This is a genomic window from Methylobacterium sp. CM6257, assembly GCF_054611515.1.
On sequence record NZ_CM137735.1, the window covers coordinates 5,484,294 to 5,504,041 of the forward strand.

The 19,748-nt window shown below is 68.7% G+C and carries 19 protein-coding genes and 1 tRNA gene; 7 read left to right on the forward strand and 13 right to left on the reverse strand.

All coding sequences use genetic code 11. The features are described from left to right. Positions 1-177 precede the first annotated feature (177 nt). The 5 genes from ACYCO6_RS26770 (at position 178) to tam (ending at position 4,526) form a co-directional block, all read left to right on the forward strand. The gene (locus tag ACYCO6_RS26770) at positions 178-918 is read left to right on the forward strand and encodes a GyrI-like domain-containing protein (protein ID WP_459764984.1); all 741 of its coding nucleotides are present in this window, start codon (positions 178-180) and stop codon (positions 916-918) included. A 166-nt stretch (positions 919-1,084) separates the two neighbouring features. Continuing rightward, on the forward strand, positions 1,085-1,864 hold the full coding sequence (locus tag ACYCO6_RS26775) for an endonuclease III domain-containing protein (RefSeq protein ID WP_459764986.1): 780 nt from the start codon (positions 1,085-1,087) through the stop codon (positions 1,862-1,864). Positions 1,865-1,957: 93 nt separating this feature from the next. Continuing rightward, complete coding sequence (gene trpS / locus ACYCO6_RS26780; protein ID WP_459764988.1) at positions 1,958-3,022, forward strand: tryptophan--tRNA ligase; 1,065 nt, start codon at positions 1,958-1,960, stop codon at positions 3,020-3,022. Continuing rightward, positions 3,019-3,720: a haloacid dehalogenase type II gene (locus ACYCO6_RS26785; protein WP_459764990.1), complete on the forward strand. Its 702-nt coding sequence runs from the start codon at positions 3,019-3,021 to the stop codon at positions 3,718-3,720. The genes trpS and ACYCO6_RS26785 overlap by 4 nt, the downstream gene beginning before the upstream one ends. Positions 3,721-3,743: 23 nt before the next feature. Further along, positions 3,744-4,526 carry a trans-aconitate 2-methyltransferase gene (gene tam, locus ACYCO6_RS26790; RefSeq protein WP_459764993.1) on the forward strand — a complete coding sequence of 261 codons (783 nt, stop codon included), beginning with the start codon at positions 3,744-3,746 and terminating at the stop codon, positions 4,524-4,526. Between the two features lie 26 nt (positions 4,527-4,552). On the opposite strand, the gene ACYCO6_RS26795 is transcribed toward tam, so the two are convergent. The 13 genes from ACYCO6_RS26795 to aroQ all read right to left on the reverse strand — a co-directional run bounded on the left by ACYCO6_RS26795 (position 4,553) and on the right by aroQ (position 18,577). Then, the gene (locus ACYCO6_RS26795) at positions 4,553-5,995 is read right to left on the reverse strand and encodes a methyl-accepting chemotaxis protein (protein ID WP_459764995.1); all 1,443 of its coding nucleotides are present in this window, start codon (positions 5,993-5,995) and stop codon (positions 4,553-4,555) included. 278 nt (positions 5,996-6,273) lie between these two features. Next, positions 6,274-7,458, reverse strand: coding sequence for an IS110 family RNA-guided transposase (locus ACYCO6_RS26800; RefSeq protein ID WP_459773400.1), 1,185 nt, complete (start codon positions 7,456-7,458; stop codon positions 6,274-6,276). 52 nt (positions 7,459-7,510) lie between these two features. After that, positions 7,511-8,218, reverse strand: a complete 708-nt coding sequence (locus ACYCO6_RS26805; protein WP_459764997.1) for a cache domain-containing protein — start codon at positions 8,216-8,218, stop codon at positions 7,511-7,513. Between the two features lie 204 nt (positions 8,219-8,422). Further along, positions 8,423-9,076, reverse strand: coding sequence for a pyridoxamine 5'-phosphate oxidase family protein (locus ACYCO6_RS26810; RefSeq protein WP_459764999.1), 654 nt, complete (start codon positions 9,074-9,076; stop codon positions 8,423-8,425). Between the two features lie 168 nt (positions 9,077-9,244). Next, positions 9,245-10,264, reverse strand: coding sequence for a ketol-acid reductoisomerase (gene ilvC, locus ACYCO6_RS26815; RefSeq protein WP_459765001.1), 1,020 nt, complete (start codon positions 10,262-10,264; stop codon positions 9,245-9,247). A 12-nt stretch (positions 10,265-10,276) separates the two neighbouring features. After that, the gene (locus tag ACYCO6_RS26820; RefSeq protein WP_459765003.1) at positions 10,277-10,933 is read right to left on the reverse strand and encodes a TetR/AcrR family transcriptional regulator C-terminal domain-containing protein; all 657 of its coding nucleotides are present in this window, start codon (positions 10,931-10,933) and stop codon (positions 10,277-10,279) included. 82 nt (positions 10,934-11,015) lie between these two features. Next, the gene (locus ACYCO6_RS26825; RefSeq protein WP_459765005.1) at positions 11,016-11,663 is read right to left on the reverse strand and encodes a glutathione S-transferase family protein; all 648 of its coding nucleotides are present in this window, start codon (positions 11,661-11,663) and stop codon (positions 11,016-11,018) included. A 133-nt stretch (positions 11,664-11,796) separates the two neighbouring features. Further along, positions 11,797-12,339: an acetolactate synthase small subunit gene (gene ilvN / locus ACYCO6_RS26830; RefSeq protein ID WP_459765007.1), complete on the reverse strand. Its 543-nt coding sequence runs from the start codon at positions 12,337-12,339 to the stop codon at positions 11,797-11,799. An 81-nt stretch (positions 12,340-12,420) separates the two neighbouring features. Then, a complete protein-coding gene (locus ACYCO6_RS26835) occupies positions 12,421-14,196 on the reverse strand; it encodes an acetolactate synthase 3 large subunit (RefSeq protein WP_459773750.1) in 1,776 nt (591 codons plus the stop codon). A gap of 415 nt (positions 14,197-14,611) precedes the next feature. Further along, the gene (locus ACYCO6_RS26840) at positions 14,612-16,057 is read right to left on the reverse strand and encodes an amidase (protein WP_459765009.1); all 1,446 of its coding nucleotides are present in this window, start codon (positions 16,055-16,057) and stop codon (positions 14,612-14,614) included. Positions 16,058-16,168: 111 nt separating this feature from the next. Continuing rightward, positions 16,169-17,251 (reverse strand): dihydroorotase, encoded by a 1,083-nt coding sequence (gene pyrC / locus ACYCO6_RS26845; protein ID WP_459765011.1) that lies wholly within the window; start codon positions 17,249-17,251, stop codon positions 16,169-16,171. Between the two features lie 13 nt (positions 17,252-17,264). Further along, the gene (locus ACYCO6_RS26850; protein ID WP_056531596.1) at positions 17,265-17,966 is read right to left on the reverse strand and encodes an orotate phosphoribosyltransferase; all 702 of its coding nucleotides are present in this window, start codon (positions 17,964-17,966) and stop codon (positions 17,265-17,267) included. Positions 17,967-18,109: 143 nt separating this feature from the next. After that, positions 18,110-18,577 (reverse strand): type II 3-dehydroquinate dehydratase, encoded by a 468-nt coding sequence (gene aroQ, locus ACYCO6_RS26855; protein ID WP_459765014.1) that lies wholly within the window; start codon positions 18,575-18,577, stop codon positions 18,110-18,112. Between the two features lie 191 nt (positions 18,578-18,768). Between aroQ and ACYCO6_RS26860 the strand changes: the two genes are divergently transcribed. Further along, positions 18,769-19,611 carry a beta-keto acid cleavage family enzyme gene (locus tag ACYCO6_RS26860; protein ID WP_459765016.1) on the forward strand — a complete coding sequence of 281 codons (843 nt, stop codon included), beginning with the start codon at positions 18,769-18,771 and terminating at the stop codon, positions 19,609-19,611. A gap of 45 nt (positions 19,612-19,656) precedes the next feature. Then, a tRNA-Gly gene (locus ACYCO6_RS26865) sits at positions 19,657-19,730 on the forward strand. The last annotated feature ends 18 nt before the right edge of the window (positions 19,731-19,748 follow it).

Consider the following 19,748-nt stretch of genomic DNA (forward strand, 5'->3'; position numbering starts at 1 on the left):
GATGGGCGGGCTATATGGCAAAACCATCCGATCGGCGCGAGGGGTGCTGGCGGCGTGGCAGATGCGCCGCACCCGCGGCCCTCGTCCGCAGCGGTCTCGCGGGCGAGCCGGATCGCCGCTACCTTATGGACGGGAGCCCGTGTGGACGATCCGCCTGGCCCCAATCGGAGCGCCCCTGTGATCCGCCTTCGTCCGCTCGTCGTCCTCTCGGCCGCCCTCGTGCTCGTCGCCGGCGGCCCGATCGCCGCCCAGCAGGCCGCTCCGCCACCATCCACGGCACCGGCACCCGCCCAGTCGAGCCCGCTTCCGACGACCACGGCGCCGAACCCGACCCCCGATCCGGGCAAGAGCCCGGTCCCCGCACCAGAGCAGGCGGTGGTGCCACCGCCCGCCGGCCAGACTGCCGTGGGGACACCGGGCCGCCCGCCTCTCGTCGACAAGCCCGGTGAGCCCGGCGACGTCGACGAGGTGACGCTGCCCGCCAAGCCGGCCGCGATCCTCTCGGGCAAGACCAAGTGGGAGGAGGCCGTGCCCAACCTCAAACAGGCCTTCGCGCGGATCGAGGCCGAGCTCGCCAAGATCGGCGTCGCGCCGGCGGGCCGGCCTCTGTCGGTCTTCACCCGCACCGATGATGACGGTTTCGAGTTCGAGGCGATGATCCCGGTGGCGGCGGCCCCGACCACGCCGCCTGCGGAGGCCGACGGTCTGCATTTCGGCACGACGCCCTCGGGCAAGGCCCTGCGCTTCGCGCACCATGGCTCCTATGAGTCGATCGACAGCACCTACGAGACGCTGACCGCGTATCTCGATGCCAAGGACATCGTGGTGCAGGACAAGTTCGTCGAGGAATACGCCACCGACCTGAAGGATGGCACCGATGACAACCTCGACGTGAACATCTACGCGCTGCTCAAGTAAGGGGCGCGGCGGCGGGAGTTTCCGTTCTTCCCAAGCCGCGCAGCGGCGCCCGGAACTGCAGCACGGCAGTTCGTTCTCAATGATCACCCCGAGACATTGAGGCGGACAGATCGCCGCTGCTCCCCGCGTCCTGGAACAGCGGGGGCGGCTCGCGGATTCGTCCGCCATGCCTGTCGCAGCCCCCCGAACCGAAGCCGCCCCACCTGCGCGCCGCAAGGCGGTTCCGTCCCGTTCCGATCCTGCCACCTCCGAGAAGGCGCTCGCCGTCCATGCGCGGCTCTGCCCCGTCTACGGTTGCCCGATCCCGTATTTCCACAGCCTCGACCCGGTGAGCGAGCTCGTCTCGTCGCTCCTGTCGCACCGGACCCGTAACGCCGAATCCGGCAAGGCCTTCAAGGCCCTGCGCGCCCGCTTCCCGAACTGGGAGGCAGTCATCGAGGCCGAAATTCCGGAGATCGAGGCGGCCATCGCGGGCGTGACCTGGCCGGAGCTGAAGGCCCCGCGTATCCGCGACGTGCTCGGCGCCGTTCGCGAACGATGCGGCACCCTCGATCTCGCCTTCCTCGCCGACATGGAGGTCGAAGCCGCGCGGGCGTGGCTGCAGGCGATTCCGGGGATCGGGCCGAAGACCAGCGCCGCCGTGCTGTCGTTCTCCACCTTGCGGATGCCGGCCTTGCCGGTTGACAGCCACCACCATCGGGTGGCGCAGCGCCTCGGCCTGATCGGGCCGCGGGTCGATGTCGGCCCGGCGCACGCGATCCTGCGGGCACAGCTCCCCGCCGACTGGAGCGCGCAGGACCACTGGAGCGCGCAGGACCTCTACGACAATCACGAGATCCTGATGCTGCACGGCCAGCAGGTCTGCCACCATCGACGGCCCGCCTGCGGGCGCTGCGTCCTGGTTGACCTCTGCCCGAGCGCAACGACGGCGGCGCTGGAGCCGTGAGCACATCCTTGACCGGTCCGGGCCGCGGGTGCGAGTAACCCCGCGCCCGGACGGCGCGGAGCCCCGGTCTACCATTGCTCAGGATCGGCGCCGATGGCCGCGTTCACCGAATTGGTCTTCTCGGGCGTCCAGCCCACGGGCAACCTGCACCTCGGCAACTATCTCGGGGCCGTGAAGCGCTTCGTGGAGATGCAGGCCCGCGACGCGCAGTGCCTCTACTGCGTGGTCGACCTCCACGCGATCACCGTCTGGCAGGACCCCGAAGCTCTCCGCAGCCAGATCCGCGAGGTCACAGCCGCCTTCCTGGCCGCCGGCATCGATCCGAAGCGCTCGATCGTGTTCAACCAGAGCCAGGTACCGCAACACGCCGAGCTCGCCTGGGTGTTCAACTGCGTCGCCCGCCTGGGCTGGCTGAACCGCATGACCCAGTTCAAGGAGAAGGCCGGCAAGGACCGTGAGAACGCCTCCATCGGCCTCTACGACTACCCGGTGCTGATGGCAGCCGACATCCTGGCCTACCGGGCGACCCATGTCCCCGTCGGCGAGGATCAGAAGCAGCACCTGGAGCTGACCCGGGACATCGCCCAGAAGTTCAATACCGACTTTGCCGGCTCAATCACGGCGCACGGCCACGGCGACGCTTTCTTCCCGATGACCGAGCCGCTGATCGGCGGCCCGGCCGCCCGGGTCATGTCGTTGCGCGACGGCACCAAGAAGATGTCGAAGTCGGACCCGTCCGACAACGCCCGCATCAACCTCACGGACGATGCGGACGCCATCGCCCAGAAGATTCGCCGGGCGAAGACCGATCCGGAGCCCCTCCCCTCCGAGGTGGCGGGTCTCAAGGAGCGGCCCGAGGCCGACAACCTCGTGGGGATCTACGCGGCGCTCGCCGGGATCACCCGCGAGGACGTGCTGCGCGATTTCGGCGGGGCGCAGTTCTCGACCTTCAAGCCGGCGCTGGCCGACCTCGCGGTGACGAGCCTCGCGCCGATCGCCGAGGAGATGCGCCGCCTCACCGCCGATCCCGGCCATATCGACGCCGTGCTGGCCGATGGCGGCGCCCGGGCCGAGGCCATCGCGGCGCAGACGCTCGATGCGGTCAAGGACATCGTCGGCTTCGTCCGCCGCGGCCCCAGCCTACAGGCGGTGCGATGACCGTCCGGGCACTGGTCTTCGACGTCTTCGGGACGCTCGTCGACTGGCGCTCCGGGGTCGCACGGGAAGCCGCGCGGCTGCTGGCGCCCTTCGCGCCGAATCTCGATGCCGGCACCTTCGCGGATGCGTGGCGCGCCCGCTACCAGCCGTCGATGGAGCCGGTACGTTCCGGCGCCCGGTTCTTCGTCGACCTCGATACGCTCCAGGCCGAGTCCCTGCCCGGCGTGCTGGCGCAGTTCGGTATCACCGGCGTCCCGGAGGACGTGCAGCGGGAGCTGGTCCGGGCTTGGCACCGGCTCGACGCATGGCCCGAGGTGCCGGACGCCTTGAGCCGGCTGCGGGCGCGGCACCTCCTGGCGCCGAATTCGAACGGTCATGTTCGGCTGATGGCCGATCTCGCCCGCCGCAACGGCCTGATCTTCGACGCGATCCTCGGCGCCGGCTACTCGCGCGACTACAAACCGAAGCCGGCGCTCTACCGTGACGCGGTCGCGGCCTTTGGCTTCGCGCCGGAGGAGACCATGATGGTCGCCGCCCACTCGAATGATCTCGCGGCGGCCGCGAGCCACGGACTCGCCACCGCCCATATCGCGCGGCCTCACGAGCACGGGCCGGCCGGGGGCGAGACCATGCCCACGGTTCCCGTCACCTACGCGGCGCGGGATCTTGCGGATCTCGCCGGCCAGCTCGGCTGCTGAGGATCGAACGAGCGGGGGATGCGATGACCGACTGGAACCCCGCCCTCTACACCCGCTTCGAGGACGAGCGGACGCGCCCGGCGGCCGAGTTACTCGCCCGCGTCCCCCTCGATGCGCCGCGCCTCGCCTACGATCTCGGCTGCGGCCCCGGCAATTCCACCGCGCTGATCGCCGCGCGCTTCCCCGACGCGGAGGTGATCGGCCTCGACACCTCCCCGGCGATGCTGGAGAGTGCCCGGGCGCGGCTCCCCGGTCTCACCTTCGCGCAGGTCGATGCCGCGACCTGGACGCCGGAGCGCGCGCCGGACCTGATCTACGCCAATGCCGTCCTGCAATGGCTGCCGGACCACGCGACCCTGCTGCCGCGGCTGTTCGGTCTCCTCGCACCGGGCGGCGTCCTCGCGGCGCAGATGCCCGACAATCTCGCGGAGCCCTCGCACCGGTTGATGCGGGAGGTCTCGGCTGCCGGCCCGTGGGCCGGCGCGATCGGCGACCCGGCGGTGGCCGGGCGCCTTGGGCGGATGCTGGAACCGGCCGGCTATTACGACCTGCTGGCGCCGCTCGCCGCCGTGGTCGATGTCTGGCGCACCACCTATCATCACCGGATGACGGACGCCGCTGCCATCGTGGAGTGGGTCAGCGCCACCGGGCTCAGGCCCTTCGTCGATCCGCTGGGCCCCGAGGAGAGGACAGGGTTCCTGGCCGCCTACGAGCGCGCGATCGAGGCCGGCTACCCGCCGCGACGCGATGGCAAGCGCCTCCTCGCCTTCCCGCGGGTGTTCATCGTCGCGCGGAAGGCAGCTTAGCGACCGACTGCGACGACCGAGGGCCGTCAGGCCGCGCGAACCGTGCCGAGGAAGCGATCCACCTCGGCACTGAGATGCGCGGCTTGCCGAGACAGGTTGGAGGAGGAATCCAGGACGTGATTGGCGGCCGCCCCGGTCATGTCGGCGGCCCCTGCCACGCGGGCTATGTTCGCCGTGACCTCGCCCGTGCCGGCGGCGGCCTGGGTCACGTTGCGCACGATCTCCTGGGTCGCAGCGTCCTGTTCCTGGACCGCGGCGGCGATCGTCGTCGCCACCCCGCTGATCTCCGCGACGCGCACCGTGATGGTTCCGATCGCCGATACCGCCTGACCGGTCGAGGCCTGGACGCGGGCGATCTGGCCGGAGATCTCCTCCGTGGCGCGCGCAGTCTGGTTCGCCAGCTCCTTGACCTCGGCGGCCACCACCGCGAAGCCGCGGCCGGCTTCCCCGGCGCGAGCCGCCTCGATCGTCGCGTTGAGCGCCAGCAGGTTGGTCTGACCGGCAATCGTCGAGATCAGCGTCACCACGTCCCCGATCTTCATCACCGCCGCACTCAGATCCTCCACCAGCCTGCCCGTCTGCGCGGCTTCCCCGGCCGCAGCCTGCGCGAGCTGTGCGGATCCCTGAACCTGCCGCCCGATCTCCTGCACGGAGCTGCCGAGTTCCTCGGCCGCCGCGGCGGCGGCACGCACGTTGGAGGCGGCTTCCTCGGCCCCGGCCGCGACGGTCGTGGACTGGCCGGCGGTCTCGGAAGCCGTGGCGGCCAGGCTCTTGGCCGTGGCCTGCAACTCGGTGGCCGCGGCCGTGACCGTATCGACGATGCCGCCCACCGCGTGCTCGAACGCGTCCGCCAGGGCCGTCGTCGCCTGCTTGCGCTCTCGGTCGGCCGAGGCCTGGACGGCCGCCCGGCTCTGCGCGTCGGCTTCGGCCTGGGCGCGGAGGCCGTCGCGCAACTTCAGGACGGCTTGGCCGACCAGACCGACCTCGTCCCGGCGGCGCGCTTCAGGCACGCTCGCCCCGTAATTGCCCGCGGCCATGTCGCCGATGGTCCACCCGAGGGACCGGATCGGCGCCCCGACGAGGCGGTGCAGACCACCGAAGAGGACCGCGCATCCGATCAGCACACAGAGGACCGAGATGCCGATCAGCATCATGCGCGCCCGGTCAGCGGCTGCCGTCAGCGTTGCGACCGGTACCGCGACCACGATGGCCCATCGGTCGGACGTGCCACCGGCCTGAATAGGCTGCGCCATGTAACGCCACGTGGCGTCATCCGGGCCCGGCGCGTCGACCACGATGTTCGAGCCGGATGCGATCACCTGCTTGGCCACCGCGGCGGCGGACACATCGAATGTCTCCAGCGGCTTCCCGGCCGCCTCGCCGGTCGGATGGGCGACGGTTGTCCCGCTCGCCGAAACCACGGTCAGGTAGCCACTTCCGAACGGCTCACATGAGGAGTCGATGTGCAAGGGATCTCATCCGGTCATGAGTGATCTCCTGGCGTGTTCCAGATCGCAGGTCCGAGCCCGATGGGTGAAGCGGCCGCAGCGGACGCGCTCAAGCTCACATGCGGTCGCCGATCGATCTCGGCTGCACCATGATCCCGCATCCGGCGGGCCGAGCTCAGGAGGACGAGACCATTCTTAACTGCGGCGGCTGAGGCCATACCGTTCGTCGGTTCGTCCACCTGGATCCGCCAAGGCTTCTCGTGCCTCGGTGGATTGAGAGGGATTGCAGTCGCTCTCGGTCAGACGCTCTTCATCGCAGCGCCCTCGATGACCACACCTGCCGTCACATACTTCCAGAGCGCGACGAGAAGCTTGCGGGCGAGAGCCACGATGGCGATCTTTTTCATGCGCCCGCCGGTGCGCTTGACCCGGTCGTGGTACCAGCGCGACAGGGCCGAACCTGGCTGATGGCGGAGCCAGAGCCAGGCCAGTTCGACAAGTGTCGCGCGCAGGCGTGGATTGCCGGCCTTCGACACGCCTTGCTCGTGATCAATCGAGCCACTCTGCCAAGGCGTTGGCGCCAAGCCCGCGTAGGCGGCAAGCTGGCGACGATTCTCAAAGCGCCGGAACAACCCTTCAGACCAGAGCACACCGGCAAAGCCGGGACCGACACCTTTCAAGTCGAGAAGCATGGCCGCTGCCGCACGCTGTGGTGTGGCCGCACGCTCGGCCGCCACGAGTGCGTCGCGCGCGGCGCGCACGTCATCGATCTGCTCGATCAGCAGCTCGATAAGACCGAGTTCGCGTTCGATCATCGCCTTGAGGTACCGCGGGAGCGGCCGGCCATCGCCGGTCCGCAACGCCTCAAGCCGTTCGCGCCTGTCCGACCGACGGGGATCGTAGTCGGTGATACCCTGCGCAAACAGCACGCCTCGGAGCCGGTTGACGTGCCGGACACGCTCGCTGATGAGCGTTCGAAGTTCGCGGCACAGCCGGCGGCGATCCTCCTCCTCAGGCGTGGGCGCCCGGACCATCGCGCACACGCGCGGCTCTCCGCGCTTGTAGGCCAGCAGCGTACGGACCAGGGCTTCGCCATCGATCCGGTCGGTCTTGGCCCGTCGCCTGCGCCTTGAGGTGGCGACGGAGGCGGCGTCAACAACGTGGCTCTCGATGCCCTTGCCCTCGAGCACGCGGTGCAGCCAGAAGCCGTCGAGCCCGGCCTCCTGGATCACCACGACGGGGAACAGCTTGCCGGTGCGCGCCCGAGCTCGCGCCCGTAGGTCAGCCAGTCGGCTGAGCAGGCCCGCGGCATCACCACCGCGCACCACGTGCCGGGACATCTTCTGGCCGGCTCCAGGAGAGAGCGACGTCACCAACCACGTTGCGCGGCTGAGTTCGAGCGAGACGAAGATCGCCGCGAGATCGACCCGGATAGGCTCGGGCGCACCGCCAACATCAGGAGAAAGGCTCACGTTCACCTCCATGAAGAGCGTCAGGCCGTCCATCCTGCTGAAGCGCCGCCTGATCGCCACCTCCTCATGGGATCTTGACCGCGTTGAGCGCCGTATTCAGGGAGCCAAGGTCAATATCGACACCGGCGGTGCCGAGATACGTGCCATCCACGCTGATCGGCGCGCCGAAGGACATCATGATGACGTCCTTTCCGACCACAGGGTAGATATAGGGTTCGATCGCCACCAAGCGGTTGAGCTTCTTCGGCTGAAGATAATAGGCTCCCTCCGGCTCGGCGTCGTAACCGGTGAGAACCTCTCGCCTCATCGCACCGCTGCCGCGGTTCCAGTAGGGAAGGAAGCGGCCACTCCCGTCCGAGGACGCCGTGCCGGCGAAGTCGCGGTCGCGTCCGTCCAGGGCGTTCGGCTCCCAGCCCGTCCAGGTCGCGATCAGGTCGGGATTCGCGCGCAGCAGGTCGCGCAGAGTCACGTCGTAGATGGCGCGATCGCGAATGCCGCCGGCACGCATGGCCGAGGCGGCGACCGCAAGGCTCTCGGCCACCTTGGCCGCTAGGGCGAGACGCGCGTGGACCTCGCGCGCCTCATTCGAGAGCGTTTCCGACTGAATCTTAGCTGCCCGCTCCTCGAAGGAGGCGCTGATCCGGCGGGTAAGGAATGTTGTTCCGCCCGCAAATACCGCAGCAATCAAGATGCCGCAGACGATAGCCACACGAAGCGGAAGTGAAAACATGAGTAATACGTGCCTATACAACCCTAAGACAGGTGCAGCCACCTATAACAGGATCACAAAGGCATCCGATTTCGTCAACAAACCCGAAGTAGAATCACTCCACGCGTGTCGCTCGTAATATTCACTGTCACGCGACAGTCGTATTCTGACGAATAAAACTATCGTTTCAAGAATAACAAATTGGCATAGATGCTATACAGGATCCGCCGCCCATCCCGCGTTGCCAGGACGACCGGCGGCTTCGGCTCATGCCTCGCCGCGAGCGACCAGCGCCTCGTACTCGGCGACGTCGAGCTTGCCTTCCTTGGCGACCCGCGCCTTGTCTTCATCGCTGATCACGTCGCCCGCGAGATCGAGGCGCTTCCAGGCGGCGAGCGGCGTCTCGCGCCCGGGGACCGGGACATACTTGTTCTGCTCGAGCTTCTTGTACTTGTGAATGTAGCGCGGGCAGTTGATCCAGATCTTCGTCACCGCGACCTTCACCAAGTACTTGGCCTCGGTGTACTCGGCCATGAGGGCGTCGTCGCGCAGGAGCGTCGCGTGGCCCTGCACGCGGATGCGGTGCGGCGTCTCGAAGTCGATGAAGAGCAGGCCGACCTTGGCCTGCCCGTCGATATTGCCCATCGAATAGAACATGCCGTTGCCGTCGAAGCCCGGAAAGACGAGCGTGTTGGCGTCGATCACCTTCACGAAGCCCGTGGGGCCGCCCTTGTAGGAGACGGTCGGCATTCCGTCGGGATCGACGGTCGAGAGGAAGAACATGTCCCGGGAGCCGATGAAGGCGGCCTCGTCGGGCTGGACGCTGTCATGGACCCAGTCCTCGTCGAGGCGCACGGCGAGCTTGGTCGTGCCGAACTCCTCCTGCAGCGCCCGGTGCGCGTCGGAATAGAGCGATGCCATGCGTGTCCTCTCCGGTGTCTCGGTCCTCATGCAGGCGGGACCGCTGCGGGGCTTATGGCCGGCAAGCTCCGGCTTCAGCAACCCGAAACGCGAAGGGCCGGCCTTGCCTTCGCGTGACCGGCCCCTGACAGCGTGCGGCCGAGCCAAGCCCGGCCGCACCATCCCGGATCAGTTGCGGGTCTTGTCGACCAGCGCCTTCTCGGAGATCCACGGCATCATGGCGCGAAGCTTGGCGCCGACCTCCTCGATCGGGTGCGCGGCGAGCTTGGCGCGGGTCGCCTTGAACGAGGTCTGGTTGACCTTGTTCTCCAGCATCCAGTTGCGGGTGAAGATGCCCGACTGAATGTCGTTGAGCACGCGCTTCATCTCGGCCTTGGTCTCGGGCGTGACGATCCGCGGGCCGGTGACGTACTCGCCGTACTCGGCCGTGTTGGAGATCGAGTAGTTCATGTTGGCGATGCCGCCCTCGTAGATGAGGTCGACGATCAGCTTCACCTCGTGGAGGCACTCGAAATAGGCCATCTCGGGGGCGTAGCCCGCCTCGACCAGGGTCTCGAAGCCGGCCTTGATCAGCTCGACGAGGCCGCCGCAGAGCACGGCCTGCTCGCCGAACAGGTCAGTCTCGCACTCCTCCTTGAAGGTCGTCTCGATGATGCCGGCGCGGCCGCCACCATTGGCCGAGGCATAGGACAGGCCGAGGTCGTGGGCGTTCCCGCTCGCGTCCTGCGCGATGGCGATCAGGGTCGGCACGCCGCCGCCGCGGAGGTACTCGGAGCGCACGGTGTGGCCGGGGCCCTTCGGGGCGACCATCAGGACGTCGAGGTCCTTGCGCGGCTCGATCAGGTTGAAGTGGACGTTGAGGCCGTGGGCGAACAGGAGCGCGGCGCCCTCCTTCATGTTCTTCTCGAGGGACTCGCGGTAGATATCGCCCTGCAGCTCGTCGGGGGTAAGCATCATCACCACGTCGGCTTGACGGGCGGCCTCGGCCACCGAGAGGACCTTGAAGCCCTCGGCCTCGGCCTTCTTGGCGGTGGCGGAGCCCTCGCGCAGGGCGATGACGATGTCCTTCACGCCGGAATCGCGCAGGTTCAGCGCGTGGGCGTGGCCCTGGCTGCCGTAGCCGACGATGGCGACCTTCTTGCCCTTGATCAGGTTCAGGTCGGCGTCGCGATCGTAATACACCCGCATGTCTGTCTCCTCTTAGCCCTGGTGTTTCGGGTCGGGTTTGGCCTGGCCGTACAGGGCCAGGAACTGCTCGACGGCGCGGCCCGCATCGCGCCGGATCTCGGCCCCGTCGAGGTCGAGGGTCTCGCCGAGCAGAAGTCGGATCTGGATATCCCGGCCGACGAGGCCGAAGAAGGTCCGGAACGCGGTCTCGCTGTCGGCGAAGGTCAGCAGGCCGGCGGCGCGGCCCGCCTCCAGCACGGGTTTCACCCGCTCGCCGATGGCGAAGCGCCCGTTCGCCAGGACGATGCCGCCGAGGTTGCTCTTGCGCGAGCCCGCATGCGCGATGGCGATGCGGTTCAGCGCCACCGAGGTCGGGCCGGTGATGACCTCCAGCCACGTGACGGCGAAATCCTGCAGGCGCTCACGCAGGGTCGCCCCGTCGAGCACCTGCGCGGCGTCGTGCCCGGCATGGACCCGGGATGCCTGCCAGCGCACCGTTGCGGTCAGCAACCCGTCACGGTCGCCGAACCACTTGTAGAGCGTCTCCTTCGAGCAGCTCGCCCGGCGCGCGACGGCGTCCATGGTGAGCTGCTCGCCGTCCTCGACCATAAGGCCGAGCACGGCGTCCAGCACCGCCTGCTGGCGTGCCGACGGCGCTTCCCGCTCTGTTGTGGCGCTGGCCTGCATCATCTGAAGCGCGTACCGTACCGTACGGTACGCGCTCTAGGCCGATTCTTAGGTCGCGGCAAGGGGGTGCCGCGATCGAACCGTGTCAGCGCGGGAGCGGCAGCCCCTCGCGGGCGAAGACGGCCTGGACGGCCGGGCGCCGCGCGGCGACGCCGCGGGCATGGGCGGTCCAGGCCGGGAAGCGGCCAGCCATGTCGAACCGGAGCACCGGGCCGTTGGCCCAGAACCAGAAGACCATCAGGTAGGCGTCGACGACGCTGAAGCGGTCGCCCACCGCCCAGCCGCCATGCGAGAGGCGCACCTCGGTCATGGTGGCGAGGTCTGCGTAGGTGTCGGCCGCCTTCGCCTTGATGCCCGTGAAGGCGCTCTCGTCGTCGGTGTAGCGCTCCGGACGTCGGACATGGGCGTAGGTGACGTGGTGGTTGCAGGCGAGCCAGCCGAGCCACTCGTCGGCGGCGGCCTGCTCGCGCAGACCATCGGGCCAGAGACCCTTTTCCGGCACCTGACGGGCGACGTGGCGCAGGATCGCGGCGCATTCGGTGAGCACCCAGCCGTCCTCGGTCAGCGCCGGCACGCGGCCGCGGTCGTTGATCGCGAGATATTCCGGCCGGCGCTGGTCGCCCGCGGCAAGATTGAGCTTCACGCCCTCATAGGGCAGCCCGGACTCCTCCAGGATGATGTGGGCGGCGAGCGAGCAGGCGCCGGGGGCGTAGTAGAGGGTGCGGGCGGTCATGCGAGGTCCTTGATGGACGAAGTCGCGCGCGGCGTAGCTGCCACGCACGGCTGACTGGGCGGACGCGGCCGGCCCGCCCTACTGTATGTAACCTTCGGCTCCCCCGAGCACCGATCGGCCGCGCGTCAGAAGCTCAGAGCGGCTCCGCCCCACGCCCCATGGCGCTGATGCCGGTGCGGCAGATCTCCACCAGCCCGATCACGCTCATCAGGCGCACGAACCGGTCGATCTCCTCGGTGGAGCCGGTGAGTTCGAACACGAAGGAATTGAGCGTGGCGTCGAGCGTCTTGGCGCCGAAGGCGGCGGCGAGCCGCAGGGCCTCGCTGCGGTGCTCGCCCTCGCCCTTCACCTTCACGAGGCAGATCTCGCGCTCGATGGCGTTGCCCTGGAGCGTCAGGTCCACGACCCGGTGGACCGGCACCAGCCGGTCGAGCTGCGCCTTGATCTGCTCGATCACGGCGTTCGTTCCGGTGGTCACGATGGTGATGCGCGAGATGTGGCGCGCCTCCTCGGTCTCGGAGACGGTCAGGCTCTCGATGTTGTAGCCGCGGCCGGAAAACAGGCCGGAGATGCGGGCGAGCACGCCGGGCTCGTTGTCGACGATCACCGCCAGGGTGTGCCGGTTCACCGGCTCGACGCGGACGGGCTCGGGATAGTGGGTGTTCATCGCGTTCATCGCGGGGCAAGTCCTCGTCGTTCGACCCAACGCCGCGCCTGCGGCGGATCGCGGCCCGGCGGTGAGCCGGGCCGCCCTCCCTTACACCAGCATCTTGCCTTCCTCGGAGATCACGTCGCCGAGCTCGACGCCGGTCTCACCGAGGTAGTCGGACAGGAGCATCTCGTTGTGCGCCTTGCCCGACGGGATCATCGGGAAGCAGTTCTCGGTCTTGTCGACGATGCAGTCGAAGATCACCGGACCGTCATGGGCGATCATCTCCGCGATCGCACCGTCGAGGTCGCCCGGCTTCTCGCAGCGCATCCCCTTGGCGCCGTAGGCCTCGGCCAGCTTCACGAAGTCCGGCAGGCTCTCCGAGTAGCTCTGCGAGTAGCGCGAGCCGTGCAGCAGCTCCTGCCACTGCCGGACCATGCCCATGTACTCGTTGTTCAGGATGAACACCTTGATCGGCAGCCTGTACTGAACCGCCGTCGACATCTCCTGCATGTTCATCAGGATCGAGGCCTCGCCGGCGATATCGATCACCAGCCCGTTCGGATGGGCGAGCTGCGTGCCGATCGCGGCCGGCAGGCCGTAGCCCATCGTGCCGAGGCCGCCGGAGGTCATCCACCGGTTCGGCTCGTCGTACTTGAAGTACTGGGCCGCCCACATCTGGTGCTGGCCGACCTCCGTTGTGATGTAGGTCTCGCGGTCCTTGCAGGCCTCGTAGAGGCGTTGCACGGCATATTGCGGCTTGATGATCGTCCCCGACGGCCAGTAGGCGAGGCAGTCGCGTGCCCGCCAGGAGGCGATCTTCTGGAACCAGGGATCGAGGTTGGACTTCTCGGGCCGCGACGGCAGGGCGCGCCACGCCTCCAGCATGTCGGCCAGCACCGAGCCGCAGTCGCCGACGATGCCGACGTCGACCTTGACCACCTTGTTGATCGAGGAGGCGTCGACGTCGATGTGGATCTTCTTGGAAAAGGGCGAGAACGCATCGAGCCGGCCGGTGATCCGGTCGTCGAACCGGGCGCCGACGCAGATCATCACGTCGCACTCGTGCATCGCGAGGTTGGCCTCGTAGGTCCCGTGCATGCCGAGCATGCCCAGGAACTTCTCGTCCGTGCCCGGATAGGCGCCGAGCCCCATCAGCGTCGAGGTGATCGGGAAGCCGGTCTCGCGGACGAGCTCGCGCAGCAGGCGGGAGGCCTCCGGGCCGGAATTGATCACGCCGCCGCCGGTGTAGAAGACCGGGCGGCGCGCGGTGGCCATCAGCTCGACGGCCGCGCGGATCCGGTCGGCGTCGCCCTTGACGGCAGGGCGGTAGGTCTTGTGGCTGGCGATCTCGGGACGCTCGTAGAGCCCGGAGGCGAACTGGATGTCCTTGGGCAGGTCGACGACGACCGGGCCGGGCCGGCCGTTCGCCGCGACGTAGAACGCCTCGTGCAGGATGCGCGGCAGGTCGTCGATCGATTTGACCAGGTAATTGTGCTTCGTGCAGTGCCGGGTGATGCCGACCGTGTCGCACTCCTGGAAGGCGTCCGTGCCGATCAGGTGCGTCGGGACTTGGCCGGTGATGCAGACCAGCGGGATGGAATCCAGCATCGCGTCGGTGAGGCCCGTGACGATGTTGGTGGCGCCGGGGCCCGAGGTGACGAGGACGCAGCCGACCTTGCCGGACGAGCGCGCGTAGCCCTCCGCCGCGTGGACGGCGCCCTGCTCGTGGCGGACGAGGATGTGCTTGACGGCGTTCTGGTGGAAGAGCGCGTCGTAGATCGGAAGTACGGCGCCGCCCGGATACCCGAACAGCGTGTCGACACCCTGATCCTGGAATGCCCGGATGACCATCTCGGCCCCGGTCATGACCTCGCCGCCCATGCTCGTCTCCTCGCGCTCTCCGGGGCCGCCGCGCTCTGCGACCGCCGCCAAGCCCCGTCCTCTCTCACCGCACCCTCGTCACGCGAGGCGGTCTCCGCCTCGCCCGAACGTGCCTTCCGCGTCGGTATCCCGTCTGCGCCGATCCCATGCTGCCCTGGAGCGGGCAACAAAAAAGGGTCCCGAGGGACCCTGCATGCGTCACCGCTCGGATCGCGGCCCTAGCTCAGGGCCGCCCCGTCGGTGACGCTACCGCTACAATAAGGACCGTGGTCATCGGATATCCGACCTCGCCTCGCGGCGGCTGATAAATCCGGGAGCGGATCACTCCAGTCGCGCGTGAAGTGTCGGGGCTCATAGCGGAGACCGGAGCACCGGTCAACGCAGACCTCGCGGATCTCGCGGATCTCGGGCGCTCTCAGTGCAAGGGTGGAGGCTGGCGGCGGACCCAGTTGCTGGCCGCGTCGTAGGCCACGCCGAGCTGCAGGCAGGCGAGCTCGCCGTGGTTTCGGCCGACGATCTGGATGCCGGTGGGCAGCCCGGCCTCCCCGAAGCCCGCCGGGACGTTGAGGGACGGCAGGCCCGCCATGGTCACGGGGATCACCGTCTGCATCCAGCGGTGATACGTGTCCATCTGGCGCCCGCCTACCGTCTCGGGCCAGCGCAGATCCTTGTCGAACGGGAAGACCTGGGCGCTCGGCATCACGAGATAGTCGTAGCGTTCCATGAAGCGGCGCACGGTCTCGTACCAGCGCGTGCGTCCCTCCAGGGCCGCGATGATCTGATCGGCGCCGAGGGCGAGCCCCCGCTCGACCTCCCAGGCGGCCTCTGGCTTGAGCAGGACCCGGTGGCGGAGTTCGTCGTAGAACGGGCGGAGCGCCGCCGCGACGGTGAGCGCCCGCAGCACCAGCCAATCCTGCCAGAGCTGCTCCATGTCGTAGCGGGGCACCGCCTCCTCGACGATGCAGCCGATCTCGACGAAGGTGGCGAGCGCGGAGCGTCCAAGCTCGAGCACGCCGGGATCGAACGGGATCTGTCCGCCGCAATCGCCGAGCCACGCGATCCGGGTGCCGCGGAAGTCGCGGACGAGCGGGCTCGCAAAGGCGGAGGGGTCCTGGCGGATGGCGTTGGGGCAGCGCGGGTCGTAGCCCGCCTGGACGGCGAGCATCAGGCCGATATCGGCGGGCGTGCGCCCGATCGCACCGAGCACGCCGAGACCGGGGCTGAACACGTCCTTGGCCTCGGCGGGAATCCGCCCCCAGGCCGGGCGCAGGCCGTAGCAGTTGTTGAAGGCCGGCGGGTTGCGCAGCGACCCGGCATGGTCGCTACCGTCGGCGACCGGCTGCATTCGCAGGGCTACCGCGACCGCCGCGCCACCGCTCGACCCGCCCGCGGTCCTGTCGAGATCGTAGGCGTTCGCGGTCGTGCCGTAGATCGGGTTGAAGCTGTGCGAGCCGAGGCCGAATTCGGGAATGTTGGTCTTGCCGATGAAGATCGCCCCGGCGGCGCGCAGACGGGCCACCATGATCGAGTCCGTATCGGCGATCCGGTCGGCGAAGATCGGCGAGCCCTGCGTGAATCGCAGGCCGCGCACCGGGTCGAGATCCTTCACGGCCAGCGGGAAGCCGTGCAGTGGGCCGATCGCCTCGCCGCGCGACATGGCGGCGTCGGCCGCCTCTGCCTCCTGCAGGAGCGTGGCGTCGTCCCGCAGGCCTACGATCGCGTTGACCTGCGGGTTGAGCCGGTGGATCCGCTCCAGGTAGGCGCGCATGACTTCGGCGCAGGAGAGGACTCGGCCGTGAATGGCGGCGGCGAGATCCACCGCGCCCATAGCCGTGATGCCGTCCTGTTGCGCGTCCTGCATCGTCTCATGTCTCCAGATCGCGATCTCGCGCGATCGCGGCCCGCGTCAGGCGGCGTCGCGAGCGCAATGGCAGCGAAACCGGTGCCGAACATCCGGCTCGCTGCCCAATGTTCAGGCGATCACCGACCAGGGCAGCGTCTCCTCGCCCCGGAACACCACGACGGCGGTGTCGTCGACCGCGACGGCCTCGGCAACGCGGCCCGGCCGGCGCTCCAGAGTCACGGTCCCGGCATTGGGCTCCAGGCCGTGGAAGCGCGCGCCGTTGAGCGACGCGAAGGCCTCGAACCGGTCGAGCGCCCCCTCCTCGTCGAAGACCTGCACGTAGGTCTGCAGGGCGGAAGGCCCGCAGAACACGCCGGCGCAGCCGCAGGACGCCTCCTTGGCGCCGCGGACATGCGGGGCCGTGTCGGTGCCGAGAAAGAAGCAAGCTTCGCCGGAGGTCGCGGCCTTGCGCAGAGCCAGCCTGTGTCGCTCGCGCTTGGCCACCGGCAGGCAGTACAGGTGCGGGCGCAAGCCCCCCTGGAAGATGTGGGTCCGGTTGATCACGAGGTGGTGCGGCGTGATCGTCGCCGCGACGCGGGTGCGGTTCTCCCGCACGACGTCGAGGATCTCCGCCGTGGTGGCGTGTTCCACCGTGACCTTGAGCCCCTGATGTCGGCCGAGCAGCGGGATCAGGCTGCCCTCCATGAAGGCGGCCTCGCGGTCGAAGATGTCGATCTCCGGGTCGGTGGCCTCGCCGTGGATCAGGAGCGGCATCCCGATCCGCTCCATCCGCTCCAGCACGGGACTCAAGCCGACCAGGTCGGTGACGCCCGCATGCGAGTTCGTGGTGGCGCCGGCCGGGTACAGCTTGGCGGCGACCCAGACCTTGTCCTTGAAGCCCCGCTCGATCTCGTTCGGGTCGGTGTCGTCCCGGAGGTAGCAGGTCATCAGCGGCGTGAAATCCATGCCGGCGGGCAGCGCGGCAAGGATCCGCTCGCGGTAGGCCTGCGCGGCGGCCACCGTGGTCACCGGCGGCACGAGGTTCGGCATGATGATGCCCCGGGCGAACTGCGCCGCCGTATAGGGCAGCACCGCCTTCAGCATCGCGCCGTCGCGCAGGTGGATGTGCCAGTCGTCCGGCCGGCGGATCGTGATCCGGTCGGCCGGCTTCGCCTCCTGGCGCTCGGCGGGGAACAGCTCGGCGACGCCCATCGCGAAAACCTCCTTAGGCTTGGCCGAAGGCGGAGATGCCGCCGTGGGCGGCCGACCACTCCGCCGGCGCGTTGAGGAAGCGCTCGACCTCCGCCAAGGTCTTCGGGTCGAAGGTGCCCATCTCCTTGGCGACCGCCAGCACGTCCCACCACGTGGTGAGATAGTGGAGCTTGATGCCGATCTCCTCCATCAGCGCGGCGCTGTCAGGGAAGATGTCGTAGTAGAACAGCACGAAGCAGTGATCGACCTGGGCACCCGAATCGCGCAGGGCCTTGCAGAAATTGACCTTGCTGCGCCCGTCGGTGGCGAGGTCCTCGACGAGGAGTGTCCGGGCGCCCTCGACGATCTCGCCTTCGATCTGCGCGTTGCGGCCGAAGCCCTTGGGCTTCTTTCGGATGTACTGCATCGGCAGCATCATCCGGTCGGCGATCCACGCGGCGAAGGGGATGCCGGCGGTCTCGCCGCCCGCGATGTGGGTCAGCTTCTCGTAGCCGATCTCGCGCACGATCGTGGCGGTGGCGAAATCCATCAGCGTCGAGCGCAGGCGCGGGAACGAGATGATCTTCCGGCTGTCGGTGTAGACCGGGCTCGCCCAGCCGGAGGTGAACTTGAACGGCTCGTCCTTGTAGAAGAGCACCGCCTCGATCTCGAGGAACATCTTGGCCGCCTCGCGGGCGATCACTTTCCGGTCGAGGGGGAGGAAGGGACTGGTCATGCGGCGTGCGCGCTCCGCTTGGGGCGCTCTCCGGGGCCGTGAGGACCGGTCCGGCCGGGGAGCGTGCGTGGGAATGAGGCCTGACCGCCCTCCTCCGCCCTGTCTCCGCCAGCGTCAACCCTGATCGCGGCGCTATCCGCGCCTCAGGCGGTCTTGTCGGCCCGCGGGGGCTTGCCGGCCCGCAGATGCGCGAGGTGCCGGATCGCCAGGGCGTAGCCCTGGGTGCCGAACCCCGCCAGCACAGCCGTGGCCGCGAGGGAGATGTAGGAATGGTGGCGGAAGGCCTCGCGCCGGTGGACGTTCGAGATGTGGCACTCGATCACCGGCACCTCGCAGGTGTTCAGCGCGTCGAGGAGCGCCACCGAGGTGTGGGTGTAGGCGCCCGCGTTGATGACGATGCCGGCGGAGCCGACACGGAACGCGTGGATCGCGTCGATCAGCACGTGCTCGGCGTTGCTCTGGCGGAAATCGACCGCGAGGCCGAAGCCCGCGGCGGTCTCGCGGCACAGGGCCTCGACGTCGGCCAGCGTCTCGCGGCCGTAGATCTCCGGCTGGCGCTTGCCGAGCAGGTTCAGGTTCGGCCCGTTCAGGACTAGGACGGTGTCGTTCATCGTGTGCCTCGCGGGCCGAGAGGTGCGGCAAGCGCCGGCGAGACACAAGTCCAGCAAGACACAAGTCCGGGCTGTCATCCGGCCGGAGATGTCCCGCACACGGACCTGTCGCCCGCGCCGGGCGGTTCAGATCCGGGTTCCGCGGCGCTATCCCGGTTGCGGAAGCCGGATGAGGCAGGGAGGACAGGCGAATGGCAGGATCCCGGAGTGAGGCGCCCGTGGTCATCGCGGTGGCGATCACCGGCTCGGTGCCGCGCAAGAAGGACAACCCGGCCGTGCCGGTCACGGTGCCTGAGCAGATCGAGTCGACGCATCAGGCCTTCGAGGCGGGCGCCACGCTCTGCCACATCCACGTGCGCAACGACGACGAGTCGCCCTCCTCCGACCCGGACAAGTTCGCTGCCGTGCAGGAGGGCCTGCGCAAGCACTGCCCCGGGATTATCGTCCAGTTCTCCACCGGCGGGCGCGGGCGCGACCCGGCCGCCCGCGGCCTTTCGCTCAAGCACCGGCCCGACATGGCCTCGCTGTCGACCGGCTCGGTGAACTTCCCGACGATCGTCTACGAGAATTCCGCGAGCCTCGTGACCGATCTCGCCAGCCAGATGAAGCAGTACGGCGTCCGGCCCGAGATCGAGATCTTCGACCTCTCGCACCTGCACGGCGCCAAGCGCCTCGTGGAGGCGGGCCTTATCGACGCGCGCCCGCACGTCCAGTTCGTGATGGGCGTCCAGAACGCGATGCCGGCCGAGGAGCACCTGCTCGACATCCTGCTCGCCGAGACGCGGCGCATCCTGCCCGAGGCGACTTGGACCGCTGCCGGGATCGGACGCAATCAGGCAGTGGTGATGGAGTGGGCGCTGGCCCGCGGCGCGGACGCGGTGCGGACCGGACTCGAGGACAACATCCGGGTGACGAAGGATCGACTGGCGGCCAGCAATGCCGAGCTGGTCGGTCTCGCTGCCGATGCGGTTCGCCGCCACAACCGCCGGGTGGCCACGCCGGCCGAGGCGCGTGCCGCGCTGGGTCTCGCCTGAGCCCACCTTCTCATGAGCGAGGCGGCGTGCTAACGATCCGCCCGCGCGGGTGTAGCTCAATGGTAGAGCAGCAGCCTTCCAAGCTGAATACGAGGGTTCGATTCCCTTCACCCGCTCCATCCCGCGCCGCCGGTCGC

Excerpts from the sequence above, each read along its gene's own strand:
- ACYCO6_RS26775 (WP_459764986.1), top strand. The coding sequence starts at position 1,085 with ATGCCTGTCGCAGCCCCCCGAACCGAAGCCGCCCCACCTGCGCGCCGC.
- trpS (WP_459764988.1), top strand. The coding sequence starts at position 1,958 with ATGGCCGCGTTCACCGAATTGGTCTTCTCGGGCGTCCAGCCCACGGGC.
- ACYCO6_RS26785 (WP_459764990.1), top strand. The coding sequence starts at position 3,019 with ATGACCGTCCGGGCACTGGTCTTCGACGTCTTCGGGACGCTCGTCGAC.
- tam (WP_459764993.1), top strand. The coding sequence starts at position 3,744 with ATGACCGACTGGAACCCCGCCCTCTACACCCGCTTCGAGGACGAGCGG.
- ACYCO6_RS26800 (WP_459773400.1), bottom strand. The coding sequence starts at position 7,458 with ATGGAGGTGAACGTGAGCCTTTCTCCTGATGTTGGCGGTGCGCCCGAG.
- ACYCO6_RS26810 (WP_459764999.1), bottom strand. The coding sequence starts at position 9,076 with ATGGCATCGCTCTATTCCGACGCGCACCGGGCGCTGCAGGAGGAGTTC.
- ilvC (WP_459765001.1), bottom strand. The coding sequence starts at position 10,264 with ATGCGGGTGTATTACGATCGCGACGCCGACCTGAACCTGATCAAGGGC.
- ACYCO6_RS26820 (WP_459765003.1), bottom strand. The coding sequence starts at position 10,933 with ATGATGCAGGCCAGCGCCACAACAGAGCGGGAAGCGCCGTCGGCACGC.
- ACYCO6_RS26825 (WP_459765005.1), bottom strand. The coding sequence starts at position 11,663 with ATGACCGCCCGCACCCTCTACTACGCCCCCGGCGCCTGCTCGCTCGCC.
- ilvN (WP_459765007.1), bottom strand. The coding sequence starts at position 12,339 with ATGAACGCGATGAACACCCACTATCCCGAGCCCGTCCGCGTCGAGCCG.
- ACYCO6_RS26835 (WP_459773750.1), bottom strand. The coding sequence starts at position 14,196 with ATGGGCGGCGAGGTCATGACCGGGGCCGAGATGGTCATCCGGGCATTC.
- ACYCO6_RS26840 (WP_459765009.1), bottom strand. The coding sequence starts at position 16,057 with ATGCAGGACGCGCAACAGGACGGCATCACGGCTATGGGCGCGGTGGAT.
- pyrC (WP_459765011.1), bottom strand. The coding sequence starts at position 17,251 with ATGGGCGTCGCCGAGCTGTTCCCCGCCGAGCGCCAGGAGGCGAAGCCG.
- ACYCO6_RS26850 (WP_056531596.1), bottom strand. The coding sequence starts at position 17,966 with ATGACCAGTCCCTTCCTCCCCCTCGACCGGAAAGTGATCGCCCGCGAG.
- aroQ (WP_459765014.1), bottom strand. The coding sequence starts at position 18,577 with ATGAACGACACCGTCCTAGTCCTGAACGGGCCGAACCTGAACCTGCTC.
- ACYCO6_RS26860 (WP_459765016.1), top strand. The coding sequence starts at position 18,769 with ATGGCAGGATCCCGGAGTGAGGCGCCCGTGGTCATCGCGGTGGCGATC.